Source organism: Methylobacterium currus, from assembly GCF_003058325.1.
Taxonomy (GTDB): Bacteria; Pseudomonadota; Alphaproteobacteria; order Rhizobiales; family Beijerinckiaceae; genus Methylobacterium; species Methylobacterium currus.
This window is the reverse complement of the sequence record NZ_CP028843.1, coordinates 3,687,816-3,706,349: the sequence shown is the minus strand read 5'-3', so window position 1 is coordinate 3,706,349 and position 18,534 is coordinate 3,687,816. Positions and strand designations below refer to the sequence as shown.

At 63.2% G+C, this 18,534-nt stretch carries 21 protein-coding genes and 1 pseudogene; 10 read left to right on the top strand and 12 right to left on the bottom strand.

The genetic code is table 11. The annotated features are described in order from the left end of the window. The first annotated feature begins 142 nt into the window (after positions 1-142). From DA075_RS37525 to DA075_RS36005, 6 genes are all read left to right on the top strand, one after another. Positions 143-1,171: an IS110 family RNA-guided transposase gene (locus DA075_RS37525; protein WP_024830198.1), complete on the top strand. Its 1,029-nt coding sequence runs from the start codon at positions 143-145 to the stop codon at positions 1,169-1,171. 300 nt (positions 1,172-1,471) lie between these two features. Continuing rightward, positions 1,472-2,143 carry a nucleotide-binding domain-containing protein gene (locus DA075_RS36010; RefSeq protein ID WP_123834322.1) on the top strand — a complete coding sequence of 224 codons (672 nt, stop codon included), beginning with the start codon at positions 1,472-1,474 and terminating at the stop codon, positions 2,141-2,143. An 8-nt stretch (positions 2,144-2,151) separates the two neighbouring features. After that, on the top strand, positions 2,152-2,721 hold the full coding sequence (locus DA075_RS17290) for an SLATT domain-containing protein (RefSeq protein WP_099954284.1): 570 nt from the start codon (positions 2,152-2,154) through the stop codon (positions 2,719-2,721). Positions 2,722-3,333: 612 nt separating this feature from the next. Beyond that, a complete protein-coding gene (locus tag DA075_RS17285) occupies positions 3,334-3,708 on the top strand; it encodes a hypothetical protein (protein WP_099954283.1) in 375 nt (124 codons plus the stop codon). Further along, positions 3,705-3,947 (top strand): hypothetical protein, encoded by a 243-nt coding sequence (locus DA075_RS17280; RefSeq protein WP_123834320.1) that lies wholly within the window; start codon positions 3,705-3,707, stop codon positions 3,945-3,947. Before DA075_RS17285 ends, DA075_RS17280 begins: the two co-directional genes overlap by 4 nt. 808 nt (positions 3,948-4,755) lie before the next feature. Further along, positions 4,756-5,250, top strand: coding sequence for a hypothetical protein (locus DA075_RS36005; protein ID WP_123834318.1), 495 nt, complete (start codon positions 4,756-4,758; stop codon positions 5,248-5,250). A 76-nt stretch (positions 5,251-5,326) separates the two neighbouring features. Here the strand turns inward: DA075_RS36005 and DA075_RS17275 are convergent, their stop codons facing one another. The 3 genes and pseudogenes from DA075_RS17275 to DA075_RS17265 form a co-directional block, all read right to left on the bottom strand. Then, the gene (locus tag DA075_RS17275; protein WP_099954281.1) at positions 5,327-6,136 is read right to left on the bottom strand and encodes an IS5 family transposase; all 810 of its coding nucleotides are present in this window, start codon (positions 6,134-6,136) and stop codon (positions 5,327-5,329) included. 57 nt (positions 6,137-6,193) lie between these two features. After that, positions 6,194-7,484, bottom strand: a pseudogene (locus DA075_RS17270) (Y-family DNA polymerase). Then, positions 7,481-7,945, bottom strand: coding sequence for a LexA family protein (locus tag DA075_RS17265; RefSeq protein ID WP_099954280.1), 465 nt, complete (start codon positions 7,943-7,945; stop codon positions 7,481-7,483). The pseudogene DA075_RS17270 and the gene DA075_RS17265 overlap by 4 nt, the downstream one beginning before the upstream one ends. A 109-nt stretch (positions 7,946-8,054) precedes the next feature. Here DA075_RS17265 and DA075_RS17260 point away from each other — a divergent pair, with 109 nt between their 5' ends. The 3 genes from DA075_RS17260 (at position 8,055) to DA075_RS17250 (ending at position 10,697) form a co-directional block, all read left to right on the top strand. Next, positions 8,055-8,309, top strand: a complete 255-nt coding sequence (locus DA075_RS17260) for a hypothetical protein (RefSeq protein WP_099954279.1) — start codon at positions 8,055-8,057, stop codon at positions 8,307-8,309. Positions 8,310-8,742: 433 nt separating this feature from the next. Then, positions 8,743-9,399 carry a DUF1698 domain-containing protein gene (locus DA075_RS17255; protein ID WP_108394320.1) on the top strand — a complete coding sequence of 219 codons (657 nt, stop codon included), beginning with the start codon at positions 8,743-8,745 and terminating at the stop codon, positions 9,397-9,399. A 155-nt stretch (positions 9,400-9,554) separates the two neighbouring features. Then, on the top strand, positions 9,555-10,697 hold the full coding sequence (locus DA075_RS17250) for an IS630 family transposase (protein WP_164712367.1): 1,143 nt from the start codon (positions 9,555-9,557) through the stop codon (positions 10,695-10,697). 26 nt (positions 10,698-10,723) lie between these two features. On the opposite strand, the gene DA075_RS17245 is transcribed toward DA075_RS17250, so the two are convergent. The 8 genes from DA075_RS17245 to DA075_RS17210 form a co-directional block, all read right to left on the bottom strand. After that, entirely contained in the window at positions 10,724-11,107 is a 384-nt protein-coding gene (locus tag DA075_RS17245) for a hypothetical protein (RefSeq protein ID WP_099956649.1), read from the bottom strand. Next, positions 11,100-11,714, bottom strand: coding sequence for a hypothetical protein (locus tag DA075_RS17240; protein WP_174800098.1), 615 nt, complete (start codon positions 11,712-11,714; stop codon positions 11,100-11,102). Before DA075_RS17240 ends, DA075_RS17245 begins: the two co-directional genes overlap by 8 nt. 23 nt (positions 11,715-11,737) lie before the next feature. Next, positions 11,738-12,151, bottom strand: a complete 414-nt coding sequence (locus DA075_RS17235) for a hypothetical protein (RefSeq protein ID WP_099954277.1) — start codon at positions 12,149-12,151, stop codon at positions 11,738-11,740. Between the two features lie 180 nt (positions 12,152-12,331). Continuing rightward, positions 12,332-14,026: a right-handed parallel beta-helix repeat-containing protein gene (locus DA075_RS17230; RefSeq protein ID WP_123834316.1), complete on the bottom strand. Its 1,695-nt coding sequence runs from the start codon at positions 14,024-14,026 to the stop codon at positions 12,332-12,334. Continuing rightward, the gene (locus tag DA075_RS17225; protein WP_123834313.1) at positions 14,026-14,481 is read right to left on the bottom strand and encodes a hypothetical protein; all 456 of its coding nucleotides are present in this window, start codon (positions 14,479-14,481) and stop codon (positions 14,026-14,028) included. The genes DA075_RS17230 and DA075_RS17225 overlap by 1 nt, the downstream gene beginning before the upstream one ends. A gap of 54 nt (positions 14,482-14,535) precedes the next feature. Further along, the gene (locus DA075_RS17220; RefSeq protein WP_099954274.1) at positions 14,536-16,128 is read right to left on the bottom strand and encodes a hypothetical protein; all 1,593 of its coding nucleotides are present in this window, start codon (positions 16,126-16,128) and stop codon (positions 14,536-14,538) included. Between the two features lie 6 nt (positions 16,129-16,134). After that, positions 16,135-16,896 carry a hypothetical protein gene (locus tag DA075_RS17215; protein WP_099954273.1) on the bottom strand — a complete coding sequence of 254 codons (762 nt, stop codon included), beginning with the start codon at positions 16,894-16,896 and terminating at the stop codon, positions 16,135-16,137. Positions 16,897-16,903: 7 nt separating this feature from the next. Beyond that, positions 16,904-17,569: a hypothetical protein gene (locus DA075_RS17210; RefSeq protein WP_164712167.1), complete on the bottom strand. Its 666-nt coding sequence runs from the start codon at positions 17,567-17,569 to the stop codon at positions 16,904-16,906. Here DA075_RS17210 and DA075_RS17205 point away from each other — a divergent pair. Continuing rightward, positions 17,556-17,912: a DUF5131 family protein gene (locus DA075_RS17205; protein ID WP_244936171.1), complete on the top strand. Its 357-nt coding sequence runs from the start codon at positions 17,556-17,558 to the stop codon at positions 17,910-17,912. The genes DA075_RS17210 and DA075_RS17205 overlap by 14 nt on opposite strands. Before the next feature lie 32 nt (positions 17,913-17,944). On the opposite strand, the gene DA075_RS36625 is transcribed toward DA075_RS17205, so the two are convergent. Then, positions 17,945-18,274 (bottom strand): hypothetical protein, encoded by a 330-nt coding sequence (locus DA075_RS36625; protein WP_164712365.1) that lies wholly within the window; start codon positions 18,272-18,274, stop codon positions 17,945-17,947. Positions 18,275-18,534 lie beyond the last annotated feature (260 nt).

Genomic DNA, 18,534 nt, shown 5'->3' with positions numbered 1-18,534 from the left:
GGGCGGGTTGCTGATAGACACTCTCGCCTACAACTTTCTAAAGCAGATGGGGTGGATGGCTCCCGCTCCGACTGACGGCATCTCGATGCCAAGATGTGGTTGCTGTCAAAGCAGCAGCCACGCTCATGCAGGAGCCATCCCCATGGAGATCACCACCGTCGGCATCGATCTGGCCAAAAGCATCTTTCAGGTTCACGCCGTCGATGCAGTTGGGCACGTCGTCGTGCGCAAGGCCTTGAGGCGGGCGCAGGTCGTGCCGTTCTTCGCCAAGCTGCCGCGCTGCCTGGTCGGCATGGAGGCGTGCGGCACGGCGCACCACTGGGCCCGGGAGCTCATGAGCCTCGGCCACGACGTGCGGCTGATGCCGCCGGCTTACGTGAAGCCGTACGTCAAGCGCGGCAAAACCGATGCGAACGATGCCGCAGCCATCTGTGAGGCGGTGACGCGCCCGAGCATGCGGTTCGTGCCGGTGAAGTCGACCGACCAGCAGGCGGCGCTGGCGCTGCACCGGACGCGCGATCTGCTGGTCAAGCAACGCACGCAGTTGGTGAACATGATCCGCGGCCTGCTCGCCGAGTTCGGGATCGAGATGGCGCGGGGCTTGCGGCACGCGCTCGAACTGGCGGCCCGGCTCTCGGCCGGAGACGCGGCCGAGGTGCCGCCGCTCGCCCAGCGCGTGGTGACCGGGCTGGCCGACCAGATCGGTGCCGTGCAGATCCAGCTCACCCGGCTGGAGAAGGAGTTGCTGGCCTGGCATCGGGACAGCGACCTGTCGCAGCGGCTTGCGACGATCCCGGGTGTCGGCATCGTCTCGGCGACCGCGCTGGCCGCCTCGGTGAGCGAGCCCGAGCGCTTCCGCTCCGGTCGGCAGTTCGCCGCCTCGTTAGGGCTGACGCCGCTTCAGAACTGCAGCGGCGGCAAGGAGCGCCTGGGCCGGATCTCACGCATGGGCGACCGCTACCTGCGTCGCCTGCTCGTGGTCGGCATGACCTCTCTGATCCGGCGCGCGAAGGCGACGCCGACCTCGGTCGACCCGCGGCTGCCGGCACTGCTGCAGCGCAAGCCGGTGCGCGTGGTGACCGTTGCGGCGGCCAATCGCACGGCGCGGGTCGCCTGGGCGATCATGACCCGCGGCGGCACCTACCGCGCACCCCTGGCCGCGGCCGCCTGACAGCACGGCAAGGAGACTTTTCCAGGTTGCGAGGACGATGAGAGTTGATGGCGAACCGGTCAGCCCGGGAGCCGGGACACCCCGCCGCTAGTCCAGGGCGTGATAGCCCGCAAAGCAGAGTGGGACCCAGCTCGCGGATACCATCAGGGCCAGCGGTCACATGAACGACTGCATCAACAGGCCGGACACAAGACTGCACCCGACCAACGCGTCAGAAGCTCAATTCGCCGCTTGCAATGCGGGAGCCATCCACACAAGACTGACGCTTACGACGGAAAGAGCTACCTATATTACGACTGGATGAGCCGAGATTTCTTTGCATTTCTCAAGGATCAGCCGAAGCAAGATTATTACGCCGCACTGGGGAGCGGCCAGCGTGTCAAGGTAAAGAAGGATTTTCGCAGAAAGGCAGGGAAGGCGTACGATCTTTGCTTGAAAGCGATCGAGGCGGAAACACAGGATTACCGCAACGACCGCTGGCGCAAAGTTTTCGGATCGAACTTCCCGCCCAGACCCGTTGCAACCACGGCTGCGGACTCGGCTTTCGAGTCCGCTCTCAAGTCTGGGGGCTACGAGGCTCGAAACACCGAACGCTTTATCGAGGACATGTACCCAATCGATATCCGCTTCGATATCGAACTGGAGTGCGAGGTGAAGCAGGATGGCTTTCGCCCATCCCTCCTACGCAGCTTGCTTGCCGCGAGCCGCGTTCTCCAGGCGAAGAAGGACTTGAAATTCTTCGTCACTGATACCGACGTACCTCCGCCTTTCACGTTGCTGTGGAAGGTGCTCAATAGAGGTCCCACGGCCGTGAGACGTGATTGTATCCGAGGCGAGATCGTACCGGATGACGGCCGTCTGGAGAAGATAGAAAGGACCAACTTTCGGGGCGACCATATTGTAGAATGCTACGCCGTGAAAGACGGCGTCGTCGTCGCCAAAGATCGCATTCACGTTCCCATAACCGAGTAGGATATCCGGTGGACAGAGCTGGTCTTCTTAAGGCGATAGCCAACACCGGCTACAACGTAGGGTTCGGCGCGAAGAAGCATTTTGCAACCTTCGATCTTGTCGAGAAAGTGCCGGGTTGGATCGGCTTCATATCAAGCGCGGTCGGAATATTTGCGCTGGTTTGGGAGCCCCTCTCCGCAAAGGTACCCTCAGCGTGCTTGGCCGTGCTTGGACTGTGCAACGTCTATATCGCAGCCTATCGAAGTAAAGAATATGATGAGGTTGGCCGGAAGCTGACCCAAATTTACAACCAGCTTCGAGATTTATATTATGAAGTCCAAGGTGGTTCTGACGTGGAGCAAAGCCACGCTCGCCTCGCAGAACTCGAGAGCAGTTTCTATGCTGCATCAATCAGCAAGCAGATACTCTTTTCCGATTGGTTCACACACTACAAGTTTTTCGCACAGCAAGAGAGAGCATGGATTAACGAGCAGCGAAAATTTACTTGGAAGGATATGGTGCCTCTTTCGCTGAGAATCGCTCTTGTAATTTTTTCTTTGGCTCTGCCTGCCGGGTTGTACCTCTTGGCGCACAAATAGTCACGTCGCTTTCTTCACTTAATTCGGGCAGTTCGGTTGGAATCTTATTGTCCACCGTGATCTACAATCTATTCTATATACTGTCAGAGGCCATTCGAAACGGACTTTCTCAAGTAAGCTATTCATAGAGAGCCGGCGCTGTGGAATGCCCCGAGGTGGACGTCGTGAGGGTCCGTATCAGGTCCAGAGCGGCGGTTCGGCGCCTGCCGACGGAAGGTCGGCTTACGGCGCTTTGCGGATCCGCCGCCGATTTCTACAGGCTGTGGAGCGCTTAAAACCGAGCGTTGACCAGGGTCCAATCCGATGGTCCATTTCCTAGGTCCGATGCCGCTCAAGACGGGTGATCGGGGGCTTAACCCCTTGATGTCGTACCCCTTCGGTTTTGGCTGAGAATCCTGGCGCCCCAGCCATTTTCTCCTTTGTTTTCCAGGGTTTGCTACCGCGGACATCGCGGACATCTGGGAACAGAACGCGAATTGCGGACGCACAAAAGTGGGCACAGTCTCCCTGTGTGGCGTCTGTTCGCTGCCTGAGGTGCTTCATCTGTGCCCGCACAAAAGTGGGCACAGGTGCCGGCCGCCCCTCACCTCGAACCGGGCCACGCGAATCAGCATGAGCGATCCCGCCTCCCCTGCCCTCCCAGGCGTCCTCGAATGGTCACGCGGCCTCGCCAGCCTCTCCCTCGGCGTGCCGCCCTGCCCCGGCCTCCGCCCCGACGAGTGGGCCGAGACGCATCGGCGCTGCCAGGAGTTCGTCGAGCGGTGGGGCATCCAGGCGCACGCCGCGGGGTGGGACACGCTGCGGCTGTTTGGCGTCGGGCCTCAGACCGGCACGATGCGGGGCGATTTCTGCGGGATCCTCATGCCTCTCTCGGTCGACGTGCACGAGGTCATGCCCGAGTGGATCAAACTCGGGAAGTGGACGGCCTACCGGCACGAGCCGGTGAAGATGCCGGGCATGATCCCGGTGTGGGAGTGCAGGCGATGACCGGCGGTGAGGCCTACCGAGCGAAGCTTCTGGCCGACAATGCGCTCGACTCGGCGATCGCGGCCTACCTCGCCGATCCGTCGAAGCCAACGGTGCTGGAGGTCGGGAAGCATCGCCTCGACATCACCGCGACTGTCCTGGCGCACCCGTGGTCGATGGAGGAACTGGCGGTGGAGGGTGCTAGCCCAGCTCGGCGGCGGAATGCTGTTCGGACAGCGGTCCTGCTGGCACTAATCTGATACGCGCAGTCTATAATTGTATCAAGACCCGGCTTCTCCGCCTAATTCAGCATGGACTGCTTATCATCAATCGCTCGCGACTAGTCATTCCATCTCCGATCAATGAGCCGATTAACTTAACGATCTGAAGTTTGGCTTTTCAAATTTTCCAGACACCAGGACGATCGCTCGACCTTGCCTTCCTGTCGGACCGCAATCGAGTTGCCAAAAACGTCATGGCATAGGCGGCTCCGTGTTAGCGATGTGCTAAAACCATGCAAACGTTGATTCGGACTCTGAAGAGCGCGGCATTATGGACAACCCTAATCTTAGCACTGAAGAGCTGGCTTCGTTCGAGAAAACAAAAATGGATTTAACTTTTTTTCGGCATGGAACTGCGTGGGCTGACCCGCTTTTCCTAGTCGAACCGCTGCATTTCTCCGAAATAAGAGACGTTTTTTATTCGTTTAGAGATAACATTACGCAGACAAGGAATTTATCTAATTTGCTACTGAATGTAATAGCCCCGACCGTAGTGATAGAGCGCGCCACTCTGAATGCAACGTTCGAGTTAAAAGATCGCCAAGATTCATTGAGCGAGCTGCATAAACGAAGATTTGTCGATGAAAAAATAAATTTTGACATATAAAATTTTTGGATTGATTATTATCCCGGGTATTCTAAAGGCACCCATCCGGATTATATATGCAAGATTATAGATACGTCTTTTTATAATTTAGCGTTCACATGTCAAAATCCTGCCGTTCGCAGTGGAGTTCGATCTCTACTGCTTGCACAAATAACGGGCGCATGGACATCGATCGAGATTATGTTTGCGGATCTTTGGGAGCAGGCCGTAAATATCTGTCCAGGCGAGCTATGCGGCTACGACGGCAAAACTCTGGGATCGATTATCCATGTCGAAAGAATGAAGCAATACAACTTTAATATTTCTAATAGATTAGGGACGCTGATCCGCGAAAAAGAGAGTTTTGATAACATATCGGAAATAATCAAAAGATATAAAGCTTCCTTCCACTCTCACGATCCTTCAATATCAGGCTTGATAGACAATTCTCATATTAAAATTCTGAATCTAGTGCGGAACGTAATTGTACACAATGCGGCCAAGTACGACGCAGAATATTTAAAATATACAATAAGCTTGACCGTTGCACCTAAGGGTGAGATTGGCGCTGATCTTGATATCAATGCGCACATGATGCACGCCCTCTTGTTTCCGGCCATGCGCTGCGCCTGCTCTTTAATCCTATCGGTTGATCGGTGGCTGTCTAATCAAAGACAAAATAAATCTCAGATGTAAAACTCTAATCAAATCCGGCGGCTACTGCCTTTGCTTGACCGCTGGACGAAGAGTTGTTTAACGTAGCTAGAGCGTGCTATGCACTTGTCATAAGTTTTCCGGCTTGCTTGAGCATGAGACAGACGAAGTCGACCATGTGCAGACCAGCCAACGTCGTGGCGTAGCGCTCGTAATCCTTGACCAGTCGCCGACAGCGAGTGGCCCAGGCAAACGAGCGCTCCACCACCCACCGGCGCGGCAGCAGGACGAAGCCGCGCTTGGCCTGGGGCGCCTTCACCACCTCCAGGTCAATGCCGTGGGCACTCGCGGCGGCTGCGGGCTTGGGACCGGAATAGCCCTGATCGACAAAGCCCAACTTGACGCTGTCGCTTGTCTCCGCCTGAACACCGGCCGCCAGCCGGCCGACCTCGGCTCGGTCGTCGGTACTGGCGGGCGTCACGTGCAGCGTCACGACATGGCCGGGCGTGTCCACCGCCAGAGGCACCTTCGCCCCCCGCTTGCGCTTGGCCCCGTCGTAGCCTGCCCGCTCGCCGCTCTCGGGCGAGGACCGCAGCGTCCGGCTGTCGAGGATCACCGCCGAGGGCTCTGGCTCCCGCTCCGCCGCCATCCGCAGCACCGCCCGCAGGTCGCCAGCCACATCCACGAAGCTGTCGGCTGATAGCCAGCGTTGCGTCTGCTGGTAGACCGTGGCCCATGGCGGCAAATCGTGCGGCATGAACCGCCAAGGCGCACCCGTCTTCACGATGGAGCGCAGCCCGTTGAACACCTCGCGCAGATCGTGGTCGCGCTGGGCCGAGTCCTCCCGCAGCAACGCGAGGTAGGGGGCCACCAGCGCCCATTCTTCATCGGACACGTCGGACGGGTAGGCGCGGCGATCGGTCGGCATCACTCTCAACGCAACGCCACCCTAACTCGTTCATAACACGCTCTAGAGCCAGGCCTACTACGCGGCTGACACACTCGGCACCTCGCTCAACCGCGTCGTGAACCGCGGCGAACGCATCTCGAACTTCGTCGACCACATACGCCTCTCGACGAGCCCCGCCCGCGCCGGCACCACGGCGCCGCGCCCGAACCGGCTGTTGCAGGTATCCATCGCCGCCATCAGCCTGCCGGACTTCTCCCGGTCGAGCGCATCGAACAGCGGGCGGGGCGCCTCGTCGAGCGGCACGAGGTCGGTGGTGACAAGCCCGGCCTTGCTGTAGCGCCACGGCATCGGCCCCTGCTCCTTCCAGGTCTGCGCCACGCCGCGGATCGCCGCGTCAATCAGGTGCCGGCTGTCGTTCGTCGCTTCGGGCAGGTGCACCACCGTCGAGACCGAGCGCATCGGGTCGCCGCGGTCGTGCTCGCTGGTGTGGTAGAAGACCGTCACGGCCGAAACCGCGAGCCCGTCGCGCCGCAGCTTCTCGCCCAGCCGCGTCGCGTGCGCCGCCACCGCCTGTTCGAGCACCGTCCGCTCGGTGATCCTGGAGGAGAACGAGCGGGTGACCGCGCAACCCTTGCGCCGGGCCGGCACGATCTCGAGCGGCAGGCAGGCGCGCCCGCGCAACTCGTGGATGATGCGCTCGCCCACCACCGTTAGCGACTGGCGCGCCGGACGCGGGTCGAGGTCGCGCAGGTCCGCCACCGTGTCGACGCCCATGGCGGTGAGCCGCGCCAGCGAGGCACGGCCGATGCCCCAGACCTCGCCCACCGAGATCCCGACCATCCAAGCGGCCCGCTCCGTCTCGTCGGAGAGGTCGCACACGCCCCCGAGCTCGGGCACCGTTTTCGCGATGTGGTTGGCGAGCTTGGCGAGGGTCTTGGTCGGACCGATGCCGACGCAGGTCGGCAGGCCGGTCCACTGCCGCACGGTGGAGCGCAGGTCCCGCGCCAGTGCCACCCGGTCGCGCTCGCGCACGTCGGAGAGGTCCAGAAAGCTCTCGTCGATGGAGTAGATCTCCACATCCGGCGCGAACTGCCGGTAGACCGTGTTGGCCCTCGCGCTCATGTCGCCGTAGAGGGCGTAGTTCGAGGAGAAGACGCGCACGTTCTTCTGACGGCATAGATTGCGGATCTTGAAGAAGGGCTCGCCCATGCGGATCCCGAGGGCCTTCCTCGGCAGTCCGCGCGATGGCGCAGCCATCGTTGTTCGACAGCACGATCACCGGCACGCCGGTGAGCTTCGGGTCGAACACGCGCTCGCAGGAGCAGTAGAAGGAGTTGCCATCGATCAGCGCGATCGCCCGGCTTATCGCTGGACGCTTGCCCGTGCCTTCACGTGGTGCCAGCGCACCGAGAACAGCAGCACGCCCCAGAGCAGGCCTTCCTCGAGATCCTCGACGGCGAAGTCCTGATCCATCTCCCGGTTGTTGAACGTGAGGGACAGCCGGTTGCCGGTCATCACCAGGCGCTTCAGGCTCATCTCGCCGTTGACCACCGCGACCACGACGGCGCCGGACGACGGCAAGAGCGAGCGGTCGACCACGGCCAGATCCTCGTCGTGGATGCCGGCGCCCTTCATGCACCAGCCGCGCACGCGCCAGATGAAGGTGGCGGGCGGGTTCGGCACGAGCCAGCGCGGCAGCTCCAGTGCGCCCTCGATGAAGCCTTCGGCCGGGCTCGGGAAGCCGGCGCAGAGGGTCGGGAGCATGAACGGGATCCGCACGAGCCCGCCCGCGTCCGCCGCCTCTGCACCGACCCGATAGAGACTCACGTGCGCCCTCCATGTTAGAACACAAAGAGAACAAACAGGCCGGAGGTTCCCGGTCAAGGCAGAGCTTCGGGCCTGTGTGGAGCGGGGACGGTGGGATCAGGAGATCGTGATGGGGAGGCGGACGACGTTCATGGTGCAGACGTTCGAGATCCACCGGAAGCGGCTGCGGCCGGGCAACCGGGATGTAGCGCCGACGGAGAGCGGTGCGCTCAAGCGCGCCGAGGCTATCGCAGGTCGGATGCCGGGCGCGGCGGCTCTGCGCATTGTGGCGGATGACGAGACGGGCGAACTGGAGAGCGTCGCGATCCCGGGTCAGTTCGGCGAGGTGCCGGAGGACTTCGCGGAGCAGGTAAGCGGGGGCTGAAGCGCGTCGTCGGCCATGACCTGTCGTGGCCGGACGGGTGGGGGCCTTGAGACGAAAGCGCCCCAAGCCGGAGATCTGGACGCGTTGAAGGTCGCTTCACCCTCATCTCCGCGGCAATACAGGCAAGCAGCCTGAGCGCGCCCCTATCACTACTGAATGCCACACACCCTCTGGGTGAGTGATTACCACAAGTCAGGCATCGCAAATATCCCCAGTTTCGTTCGCCATACTGATTCATATATACTGAAAATTTGTTTTTATTCCAAATTTGTCAATTGATCGCCGCTCGCATTTTGCCGCCCCCTGTCTCTCCTAAATCGATAGCCGCCGCTCGATTTCACTCAGATATTTTCACAAGATAGGCCCTTGCGCAAAAAACATATTAATGGATTAAAGGCGCCTTGGTCCTGAGTAGCCGCCTGGATGATCGATTATGAACCGCGATGATTTGCTTGCCAAAGTGAAATCAATGAATTGGCACCACCGGATTGATTTGGGCCAAGGTATCGTCACACCCAGCGCCGGCGCCACCAATGGAACTTTGCAAATTATCGGAGTGCCGACAAGCCTACATGGCAGTTCTGTTATTGATATCGGAGCGTGGGATGGATTTTACTCATTCGAGGCTGAGAGACGCGGAGCCGATCGAGTTCTTGCAACAGATCATTTCTGCTGGGGCGGCTCTGGAGTATTCACAAAAGACGGATTTGATTTGGCAAAAGAAGCATTGAACTCCAACGTCGAGGCGCTAAAAGTTCGCGTTGAAGACATCAACCCAAGAGATGTTGGATTGTTCGACATAGATCTTTTCCTGGGTGTGCTATATCATGCCCCCGGTCCTCTTGGGTATTTTATGAGGGTTAGATCAGTTACAAAGAAATTCGCTATTATCGAGACCCATGTCGACCTTCTGGATATTGAGAGGCCTGCTCTGGCCTGCTACCCTGCAGGCGCGCTTGGTGGCGATCCCACGAATTTCTTTGGACCGAACGAGGCGGCTGTGAAGGGCATGTGCATGGACGCCGGGTTCTCACGGGTGGAAACGGTCGGCCAATCTCCGACACGCATGGCATTTCACGCATTCGTCTGAGCGAGAGACCTGCCAAAACAAAGAACCCCGCTCGGCGGCTGCCGGCGGGGCTGAAGGCGTGGGTCCGAGGAGATCCCGTCGGCCAACGGGACGCCGCTAGTGCATTGACGCATTCAGATGATTCACGTCAGGCGTGAGGCATGCGAGTCTGAGGCATGGCTCAGACTGTCTGCGTGATTCCCAGCGCCGCCGACCTGGCGCACCTGTCCGCCATCGTCGCCGATCGGGCGCAGCCCCTCAAGCACATCCAGCGCGCCCGCATCGTTCTGCTCTCGGCCGAACGCCTCTCCGTCCTCGACGTCGCCCGCCAGGCCGGCGTCAGCCGGCCAGCCGTCTGGCGCTGGCAACAGCGCTACGCCGAAGAAGGCGTCGAGGGACTGCTGCGCGACAAGACCCGTCCGCCTGGCAAGCCGCCCCACTCCACCGACACCGTCGCCGAGGTGCTGGCGCTGACCTGCTCCGAACCGCCCGGTGAGGTCACCCACTGGACCGGCCGCGCCCTGGCGCAGGCCGTCGGGATCTCCTTACGATCGGTCCAGCGCATCTGGGACGCACACCGCCTCCAGCCACATCGGGTCCGCAGCTTCAAGCGCTCGAACGATCCAGCCTTCGCCGAGAAGGTCGAGGACATCGTCGGCCTCTCCATGGATCCGCCGCGCCATGCCGTCGTGCTCTCGCTCGACGAGAAGAGCCAGATCCAGGCCCTGGAACGCACCCGTCCGAGCCGACCCGTCACGCCAGGTCGTCCCGTCACGCCAGGTCGTCCCGTCACGCCAGGTCGTCCCGTCACGCCAGGTCGTCCCGTCACGCCAGGTCGTCCCGAAACCCAGACCCACGACTACGTCCGTCACGGTACCACGACGCTGTTTGCCGCGCTCGACGTGCTGGAGGGCACCGTGATCGGTCGCTGCATGCAGCGTCATCGCCACGACGAGTTCCTGCGCTTCCTCAACACTATCGAGGCCGCGGTGCCGGCCGGCAAACTGATCCACGTGATCCTGGACAACTACGCCACCCACAAGCACCCGAAAGTGCGAGCCTGGCTGGCCCGGCATCCGCGCTGGATCTTCCACTTCACTCCGACCTCGGCCTCGTGGATGAACGCGGTCGAGGGCTTCTTCTCGGCCTTGACCCGGCGCAGGCTGAAACGTGGCAGCTTCAGCGGGATCGTCGACCTTCAGGCTGCGATCAACCGCTACATCACCGAGCACAACGACAGGCCAAAGCCCTTCGTCTGGACCAAGCCGGCCGCCGCCATCCTCAATGCCGTCAACGGCAACGCTGCACCATCCGAATGAGTCAATGCACTAGGGCGGTTCCGGCTTCAGTCGTCGTGATGCCGCTGCCGGGCCCGGCCCTGCACGTCCTGCTCGCGCTCGATGCTTTCCAGGATCTCGGTCTGGCGCCGCGCCTCCTCGCGGATGATCCGCACGCACTCGGCGACCTTACCAAGGTGATCCCGCATCTCGCGCTGCAGGCCGCGCTTCTCCCGCTGAAGGTCGAGATACGCGATGTTGCCCTGGAGGTGCATCTGCGGCGCGTCGGGGAGCGGGGCCGGCGCGGGCGCCACGGCCGTGTCCTTGATCTTGTCCGCCTTGAGCATCAGCTTCAGCCCTCCGAGGAGGATCAGGGCACCGACAGCGGCCTGGAGGACGGGAAAGCCGGCCAGGGAATCGAAGATCGCCTTGAGGAAACCCACATCACCCATCGGCCCGCTCTCCTCGTGCATTCGCCCGCCTCCTCGCGCGAATGTCGGATATGACTTGCTCGGGGGATGGCCCGGGCGGCGCCGGGACAAGGGAAACCCCTTGCCCGGCTGCTTCTTCCTTGAGCGCTGTGATCTGCCCGACCAGGGTGTCCTTGCGCCGGACCGCGTCCTTGCGGGCGATGAAGCAGGTCAGCAGCTCGAACATGGTCAGGTTCCCGAAGGTCGGGATGTTCAGGCTGGCGGAATTGGCCTGGAAGGCGTCGAGGAACAGGGCGAGGGTCAGCTGCCCCCAGACCATGGCGCTCAGGAGCGCCCCGATCGCCCGGATGTTGGCGCCGGACGGGAAGACGCGCCCGTTGTTGATGTGCCCGTTCATGAAGAGCGCGAAGGCCCGCAGGCCTCCGCACAGGGAGAAGAACACCGCCATGTTCTCCTCGGTGGCGCCCAGGGCCGCGATGGGGCGGAGGGCCGCCCGCTCGAGGGTGTCGCCAGGCACCGCCAGCGTCAGGGCGATGAAGATCATCATCACGGCCATGCACCACTCGAACAGCCGCTCGCTGCTGTAGGGACCCGCCGGGTGGGACGGATCCGCCTCGAATAGCCCCATCGGGACCTCCCGGGTTCGTCACTTCACCGCGTGCGGGGCAGCTGCGCCACCACCGGCGCGAGGGTGTTGTGCTCGTTCGCGTCGTCCTCGAGGTTGAGCTTCCGGAACACGATCTCGGCGAGCCCGGCTTCCCCACCGGCCGCCTCCAGCGCCTTCGCCGGTGCCGCGTCCACCGCCCGCTGCACCGCCTTGGCGATCACGGCCGAGCCGACGTTGATCGACAGCTTGCCCTCCTTCACCGCGCCCGGCACGGCGTTGATGGCGTACTCGGTCACGGCGTTGGCCATCTGCTCGACCCGGCTCTGGGTGAGGAACAGGGCGGCCCAGGGGTAGACCTTGCGGATGGCCTGAATCGCGTAGGCGGCCGCCGCCGGGATGACCGCGGTGATGACGATCTCCTGGAGCAGCGCGATCCAGGGGGCGGCGGACAGCGTCACGCTGGTGGTGTCGGTGGTGGCGACCTCGGCGGCGAAGGCCGGACCGGCGATGACCGCGATCGACGTGGTCGTGATCGTCGGGCGCGCGAGCGCGCTCCGCGGAATGGGTCGCGGCCATGGTGTCTCCGGATTGTCAGGGGTGGTGAGGCGCTCAGATCAGGCCGCCCCGCTAAAGCTCAGCTATCGCATGACTTTTAATGAGACGATCTTACCATCAATCGAGATTGACAAAGACCCCTGGAAATCTCCGCGAGCACCAGCTACCGAAACGACTATCGACTGCGGGTTGTCGCTGGCTGCCGCGAGCGTCATCGCCGGTGGCGCGACCGAGCTGCTTGTGTCGCTGAGCGACGTGGTGGTGACCGCCGCCCCTGTATTCGTCAACAGGATGTCGTAGGCCCGGCTCGCCGCGCCGACACCCTGGATTACGCCCTCCAGAGTCAGCCGCGCTCGGGCGCTCCGGAACTGCCGGGTGTCGATCCGGTATACGGCCTGCGCCGGAGAGCCGGCCGTAAGCGCCAGCGGGCGCGTCTCGGCATTGTCGATACGCCCCGCACCGGCTGCCCGCTGATCAATCACCCGTGGCTTGCCCGGGCTGGTCGCGTACCCGTTGACACCCACCGTCACGTCACTCGAGCCCTCGAGGATGCTCACGGCCCCAGTGTTGAACGCCCGGAAGTTGTTGCCGACGACCGTCACGCCGTGCGCGCCGTCGCCGATCTCCACGGCGGTGTCGTTGCGGGGGAAGACGTTGCCCGAGATTGACACGTTGAAGATGTTCTTCCCGATAAAGATACCCTTCGGCTGATCAAAGATCTCGTTTCCGGTGATGGTGACCGATCCGAACTGGTAGATATTCTCAGCTTGCACCGAGATCCCGACCTTCGACTGGTTCTCCAGTGACGAGTTGGCGATTTGCAGGATGCCGGTCCCGCCAGCGGGCGGCGTGGTGACCAGGGCGTCAAGCTGGAACCAGTCGATGCCGTATTGGGCGCCCAGGAATTTGGAATTGACGATCTTGCCCGACCCGCCGCTTTCGGCCCGCAGTCCTGCCGTTCCAGAGTCTGGTTTGACGTTGTCGTACTGGGAGACAAAATCAACGATGCTCCAGTCACCGTTGTCGTTGTAGTTCATATTGCGGATGAGGCCACCGTATTTCCTGAAATTACGGCTCCAAACACGGTGCCAAGACCAGAAATATCCGCTCTCGACGTAGATATTATTTGTGAAGTCGTGAACATAGACATCTTCAATTCGTTGGCGGGTCGGGTTCTCGACCTTGTCCGACATCTGCACGCCAACCGACGACGTGGTTCCGACGCTGTTGTACAGGTGGAACCCTTTCAAGGTGGCCCCGTCGCCCATCAGCTTCACCGCAGTCCCGGTCGGGGCGCTGAACGCGATGGTGGTGCCGGCGACGCCGCCCGCCCCTTCCCAGACTTGCCGCGTGTTGGTCAGGGTGCCCGTGATGAGGATGCAGGCTTGCCTGGGGAAGATGAGCCATGCGCCTGCCGGCAGGCTCGCCGACAGCGCGTTGATCCGGCTCGTCTGGTCCGACGCGCACGCGGTGTTGCTGAGGTAGGGTCCGACATAGGTGGCCGAGGCGAGCTTCTGGACGAACTCGGTCGTCGCCAGGGAGGTCGAGCTATCGGTCAGGAGACGCGTCACGGCCGTCATCCCCGACGCGTCGTCGGTCGGCCGCAGCACCCGCGTCCAGGTCTGCCCCTGAAGCACGCACGGCACACGTGGTCCGCTGCTGCCGGATGCGTAGCACTGGCCCTGGGTGTTCGGGCCGCTCGGCGATGCGAGAGTGAGACCGTCGGCATGAGCCGGGGCAACCCACAGGGCGGCGATGATGGTGATGACGCGACGCATCAGACGAGAACCCACACATTGGAGAGGAGGCCGCGACGCAGGCGCACGGATGCGCCCGCGTCGGCGAGGGTGATGCCGGACGGATAGCCAGCAATCGCATCGCCTGACCCGGCGAGAGGGATGACCGCCAGGGTCGGCCCGGCTCCGAGAGTTCGTCCGTCGTCAACGATCACGAGATCTTGGCCGTAGGGATATCCGTCCACATCAGGCAGGGACCATGACCGCGAAGCGGTGAGCGTTGGGATGACGACGTGGACCGAGCCTTGCGGGATCAGTAGGTCCGCATCGGGGCCGATGAGGCCACCGAGCGAGGCCTTGGCCGCCAGGTGATCTGGCATCGTCTTCTGCTCCGTCGCGCCGGTCTGGGCGAATGCGACAACCGGGACCGCGCCGGCTAGCGCCGTCTCGGCCGGCATGTCGTAAGGGCGGCCGTCACCGCCCGTCACAGCGAACATGACGCCAGAACTCATCAGAATGCTCGCAATCAGAGGGTGATAAGCCGCCAATCTCTACTGAGAGCGGCCAATTTCCTGCCAGTACGACCCGGTATTGAGCAGTGTCAGGGATGCTCCCGATACCATCGTCATATTCGTTCCGCCTTTGAGACGGATGCGCGCGTTGTTCGCGATGGTCGTGTTGGCATCCTGTGCGATAATCGTGATCTGCCGGCCAACCTCGGCATTGGTAAAATCCGTCATCGTCACGGCAGTGGACGGGTTATTGGTATAAAATACCTTCTGGAACCACGCGCCGACATTAAATGTAGCCGATCCAGTTCCAAACGGAATGTAATTCGGATCGTTACCCGCAGCGACCGGCACGTTATTGCGGCTGATCGTATTGAAGCCGATGTTCTTCTGCCAGCCCGACCCCGTCGCGACCGCGGTATTGTCGGTCACGACGTTGGTCGAGCCAATCCCGCCGAAGTTGAACACCCAATCCATCCGGACGAACCGGTTGACGGCGATCATGTTGCCGTCGCCGCCCGACGCATCAAGGCCGACCGAGCTGCCGCCGGCGGCGCCGCCGCCCGAATACCCGAACAGGGTGTTGCCGCGCACGATGTTGTCGGTGGCATAGTAGGTCGTGCCGCCGCCGACAGCGGTGCCGAGCACGATGCCGCGCCAGTCCTGCGCCGACCCGGTCCACTTGTAGAGCAGGTTGCCGGTGATGAACCCCTGCTGTGCGCCCGAGATCGCGATGGCGGTCGAGAACGTGTTGAAATGATTGTTCGAGATGAAAAAGCCTGGATAGCCCTTGGCATCGGGCCAGGTAATGCCCTGATCGACGGGGACGCCCGTATTGTCCGTCCAGTGCAGTCCTTCGCAGTCGCCCGAGACATAGCCGACGTACCTGGCGAAGACAGCGTTGACGCCCGAGATCTTGCCGTCCGAGCAGCCGCCGCCGTTCTCGCCCGTGATGCTGATCGCGGCGCCCATGCCGGCGCTTGGGAAAGCCGTCGCTCCGCCGACGTCCTTGCCGCGGATGTTGAGGCCGTGGAAGTCGAAGCCCCAGATGTTGTAGGCGTCGATGCCCCTGTCCCAGTAGGTCGCGTTGTTGCCGGCGCCTGCGATCTCGACGTTGGTGACGCGCGGGCCCTTGAAGATGCTCGAGGGCGCCGAGCCGTAGCGCAGGGTGATCGCGGCGTTGCCGTTGACCTGATCGACGGCCGTGGTGAGGGTGAGGCCGTCGATCGTGATCGGCCGCAGCGCGTCACCCGGCGACAGGGCGGTACCGGCGGCGCCGGCAGCCGCGGAGGTGAACACGATCTGGCTGACGCCCGGGCCGTCACCCTTCAGGCTGACCGACTTGCCGTTGCAGACCAGGCGGCCGTTCGCCGGCGGCATGCCCTTCGGCAGGTAGATCGTCCCGCCGGTGCTCGGCAGCGCGGCACAGGCCGCGGCGAATTTCTGCGACAGGTCGGCGCCCGGGAACGCGAGCACGTTGGCGCGGTCACTGAACCAGTCCAGCAAGGACCGGTACAGTCCGGTGCCGGTATCGACCGGACCACGATAGGCCGGCAGGTCGCGCGGCATGGCGGCGGCGGGGACGAGCGCGGTTGAGAGCGCGAGCGCAACGCGCAGGTTGGCGGCACGAGGCATCGGAGATCAGCTCGCGGGAGAGAGGCGCACAAGGCGGTAGCCGTTGGCATCGCCGTCACGGTACAGGCCGCCGGCGGCGGGGACGGTCGACAGGTCGACCGGAAGCGGGGGGAGGGCGTCGAATACCCCGGCGAGCACAGCAGCCAGTGCCTGCGGGTTGGCTGCGAATGCCGCAGCGATCAGCGCGGCAACGGCGCCCTGGTCCGCGCCACCGATCAGGACCAGCGGCGAGACTGGGTTGTAGAGCGCAGCTCGCTCAGGCCGGAACAGGATCGTAGACGCGTCTGTCGCCACGCCGACGCATTGCCGCCAGCCCATCGCGGGCGGCACGCGGGTGAGTCCGCCCCCGGCGGCGATCCACAGGCGGTCACCCAGCCCGAAGTTGCCGACCGCCCCCTGAACCGGACCAAGTGTCGTGATGGCGGCGCTCTGTCCCTGGCTGGTCGCGTCGCGCACGAAGCCGAGGAGCTTGCCGCACTGGGTTGGGTCGCTTGGGTCAGCCGGCGCGCACGTATTGCCTCTGACATCGACGACGCAGCAGCTCGCCCGGATCGGCACCGCGGCGGTGCGCGTCGCCATATTGCCGCCCGAGCCTGCGGTGGCGAGCATCGCCGCGAAATCGGTCTCGCTGCCAGTGTCGCCGCCCGATTCGACCGCAATCTGATATGCGGAACGCCCGTCGGGGCCCTCACCGCCCGGTGGGCCGGGCGGCCCGCCGATCGGGATGACGACCGGCTCGCCGGCCGCGTTGTGTGTTGCAAAGGGCATCGGCTCCTCAGGGCAGGTAGGCCACGCCGTCCACGTGCTCGAGATTGCCGAAATAGGCGCTCTTGCGACGGCCGTCGGCGAGGGCGAGCAGCTCGTAGACGTAGGATCCGGGCGGGAACCGCACCGGTGCCATCATCAAGTCGGGAACCAGCAGGGTCGGCATGCCACAGCCCCGGCCCGGGATCAAAGTCTGCAAGGTGCCGCCGGGCGGCTGCGACACGGCTTCGAGGGTGACCACCGGAGACGTTTGGCTCTGGCGGATCTGCAGGACGTAATCGATGCCGGCGTCGTCGATCATCTGGGTGGTGGGTTGCACCCCCCATGCGTCTCCAGCCACGAACGGGGCGGTGCCCGGTGTAAGGGAGAGGGTCAGACCGCCGACCGTGACGGGCGGGCCCGCCATGCCTCGCCCGATGAGCATGCCGCCGGGCTCGGTGACGCTGAATAGCGTCACGCCTCCGGTCGCGCTCGTCACCAAGACGACGTGCGGGCCGAGTTCGACGTAGGGCGCGACAGCCGAGACCGTGAGCGCTCCGTCTCCCCGATTGCCCGTCCTGGCCACGATGGCGGCGGGACCGGCTTGGACGAGCGGAAACGCGTCGGTCCAGTCCTCGCTCGCTGAAGTGCGCAGATCCTGCCGCCGCGGCTGGATCGCAAGGATGTTGGTCGCCATTGCCTCAGGCCTGGGACGGGGCCAGCAGCGTGGTGGCGCGCGCGTCACCGAAGAGTGCCGTCAATGCCTCGCGCATCATGGCGAATGGGCCCGCTCCCTGCGCGACCAGTGCGCGGCCGCGGGGGTGCCGTTCCTGTTCAAGCAACAAGGGGCCTGGATGCATTCGCCCGGCCTGGCCGGCGCCATGGCCTCTAACGGTCTGGTGCTTTGGCCCAACGGCGACGTAGGCGCTGGCGATGAGAGCCGCTGCGGCGGTCGCGGCGCCGTGATGCTGCGCGTCGGCAAGAAGAGGGCCGGCCGCCTCCTCGACGGCGTCACCCACGACGGCTTTCCCACCCTTTGACGGGCTGAGAGGTAGACCTGATGACCAAGGTCCTATTCAACTTTGTCCGGTCGCGACTTCTCGCGATCGCCGATCGCCGTCCGCCCGACGTGATGATCGGAGGCGAAGCCGATCCGTATATCCGGCGCTGGTGGGTGATCCCGCGCAACCGCTTCTTCAACATCTACTTGCACCACTTCCTGCGATCGGACGACGATCGGGCACTGCACGATCACCCCTGGTGGAATGTCTCGCTGCTGCTCGACAGGCGGTACACTGAAGAGACGATCGCCGCTGGCGGCGTGCATGTGCGGACCGAGCGGCAGGCTGGTGGGTTCAAGTTCCGCGGCGCCAGCCACGCCCACCGGATTGAACTGACGCACGGCGCCTGCTGGCCCCTCTTCATCACCGGCCCGCGCATCCGGCGTGGGGTTTCCACTGCCCGCGCGGCTGGGTCCACTGGCGCGACTTCACCAACCCCGGGGACGGCGGGAAGACGATTGGGCGCGGCTGCGGGGAGGATGCTTGATGACCACGATCGAAGTCCCGTGCCCGACCTGCTCCGCCACCGGCGAGAGCACCCAGGAGGACCGACACACCGAGACGCGGCAGGACCAGTGCCGGACCTGCGGCGGGACCGGCC